The sequence below is a fragment of the Armatimonas sp. genome (genome assembly GCF_043760365.1).
Taxonomy (GTDB): Bacteria; Armatimonadota; Armatimonadia; order Armatimonadales; family Armatimonadaceae; genus Armatimonas.
In genome coordinates this window covers 1-2,319 of sequence record NZ_JAYUPA010000101.1, presented here as the reverse complement: position 1 = coordinate 2,319, position 2,319 = coordinate 1, and the positions used below count along the sequence as shown (strand labels likewise).

General features: G+C 54.4%; 3 protein-coding genes. 1 reads left to right on the top strand and 2 read right to left on the bottom strand.

Annotation, left to right across the window (positions count from 1 at the left end):
- A partial coding sequence (locus ACH2EH_RS02590) for a hypothetical protein (protein ID WP_395138636.1) occupies positions 1–891 on the top strand: 891 nt, incomplete at its 5' end.
- A gap of 56 nt (positions 892–947) precedes the next feature.
- Here the strand turns inward: ACH2EH_RS02590 and ACH2EH_RS02585 are convergent.
- Both ACH2EH_RS02585 and ACH2EH_RS02580 read right to left on the bottom strand, forming a co-directional pair.
- Positions 948–1,460, bottom strand: a complete 513-nt coding sequence (locus ACH2EH_RS02585; protein ID WP_395138633.1) for a hypothetical protein — start codon at positions 1,458–1,460, stop codon at positions 948–950.
- A gap of 100 nt (positions 1,461–1,560) precedes the next feature.
- Positions 1,561–2,319: aldo/keto reductase (locus tag ACH2EH_RS02580; RefSeq protein ID WP_395138630.1), on the bottom strand; the 759-nt coding region annotated here is incomplete at its 5' end.

The window sequence follows — 2,319 nt, the reverse complement described above, 5'->3', positions numbered from 1 at the left end:
ATACTCTACACGCAGCCAGTGGCACAGCAGCCTCAGCAAGCTAGTGGGATGAACAAGGCCGGGCTGGCCGCGCTGATCTCCGGGATCGTCTTGGTGGGTGTGGCGGGCTTTCTCTTCGCCAAGAGCTCCGGCGTTCTCAATGCCCAGAAGCCGATGAGCCCGACGGGAGCCGTGATCAACGCGCCCAATACCCAGACCGCCCCGGCTCCGATTCTGAGCGCCCCTCAGCCCCAAATGCCGAAAGCTCCCATTCTCAAGCCACCTGGCACGGTCGGTAACCCCATGCCCGCCGATGTGATCGCATATCTACGCTGGTTAAAGTGGTTTGAGGGGGAGAGGCATCGACTTGAATCAAAAAATGAGGGTGAAGTTATGCCAATGTTAATGACGGTGATAAAAGACCTTATGGCAGGTGAATCTCTCGGATTGCTTGATGGTACTTTTGAAAGTGGTGAAAAACCGACAAAGCCTGCCCCAAATTATTCAGAAGATATAAACAAGGTTATTGGCGAATGGAACCAAGCATCATCAGTATTCAAGCAAAAAATGCCTCCTGATCCCTGTGCTCCTTTAGCTACATCTTACAGTCAATCAATAGATGCATCTGTGCAATCAATGTCTAGTATTCTGAGCGGATTCAGCGCAACATTACAAAAAATGAAGGATAGTAATGGTGATACAAATGTTGCGACGGGTGCATTGAAAAATTTAATGGGTGAGAAAAATTCAAAATCATCTTCTCATAACATAGATGCACTGTATCGTGGTGCCAATGCCGCGCTAGATGCTGTCCGCAACCGCTACACTGATATCCCCTTGGATATTAGTGGGAGTAATTTCCAAATCGTGTCCGAAGGATCTAGCCTTAGTATTCCAGGACTTGGAATGTAGAGTACAAAAAAGCCCGGCACCGTGTGGTGCCGGGCTTTCCTCTTGGTGGAGTGCGCTTAGAACCGGTAGCCGATGCGGAAGTTGATACCCCCTAGGTCCGTGCCATTGGCCTTCTGGATCATCGTGGAGTCGAGCTCCCCAAGCCAGCCATTGTTGAGTTCGTAGCCGATTCCGAATTTGCCGCCTATCTTGCTCACACTGCCGCCTGCCTTGAACGTGTAGGTGCCGACGCCGACGGTGGCATAGGACTTACCTGCGGCATTGGCGGAGTCCAGATAGAAGCGTCCGCTGACACCAACACCGGTCAGGCTGGTCGTCACCCCCCCTGTTTTCTTACTGTTATAGTCCAGAAAGATGCCGTAGACTGTCGGGTTGGTCGCTGCGGTTTTCATAAAATCGTAGCCGACACCCAGCGCAGTGCGTTGCTTGTTAGTCCCCTTGCTTGCGGAGAAAATCCCCGCTAAGACGCGGATCGGCTTCTCTACGGTCATTGCATCGTCCGCCGCGAGCGCGGAACCCATCGGTGCCAGAATTGCCACACCCAGAGTGAGTAGTGTTGCTAGTTTCATCTATTATTTTTGCCTCCAGAGGTATAAGTGAGGCCCATTGTTGGGGCCTCACGTCTGATAGGACACTAAAGAAAGGGAAAAGTTTCCAATAATCTCTTTCCTAATACGGACCACGAATATGGCTTGCGACGTGCTCACTATAGAACGCTGAAAGCTGCTGATGCAGCGACGCCGGGAGACGCGGAAGCTCGCTGACGGACACATTACTCTCGACTTGCCCCAGGTGGGTCGCACCGGGAATGAGCGTTGCTACTGCGTCGAAGTCTAAGATCCAGCGCTGAGCGAGCTGGGCAAGAGTCCACCCCTCGGGGACAAAGGACTTGAGTCCGTCTGCGAGTGCAACACCGCGCTCGAAGGGCAGACCGGCAAAGGTCTCCCCGACATTGAACGCCCCGCCATCGCGGTTGTAGGTGCGGTGATCGCTGGCGGCAAACTGGGTCTGCGCCGTGTACTTGCCGGAAAGCAGCCCCGATGCCAGCGGAAGCCGCACGATCAGCGCGATATTTTTTGCTTTCGCTTTTTCAAAAAGCGCAGTGATGGGTTTTTGCCGAAAGAGATTGAAGATGATCTGTAGCGAGGCGAGCCCGTCTTGCTCCAAACAGAGTAGGGCCTCCTCCATGCTCTCGACACTCACCCCGAAGCGCGCGATAAGCCCCTCGCGCCGAAGCTCGCGTAGATGGGTAAATACCTCGCCCTGGCGGAGTGCTTCCGTGGGGATGCAGTGGAGCTGTGTCAGATCGAGCCGCTCGGCTCCTAGCCGGGTGAGTGAGTCGGTCGTGTGCCGACGCAGGGTCGTGTAGGAGAAATTCTCCAACCCGCCCGGATCGCCGCGCCGCCCAAGCTTGGTGGCCACAAAGAC

Excerpts from the sequence above, each read along its gene's own strand:
- ACH2EH_RS02585 (WP_395138633.1), bottom strand. The coding sequence starts at position 1,460 with ATGAAACTAGCAACACTACTCACTCTGGGTGTGGCAATTCTGGCACCG.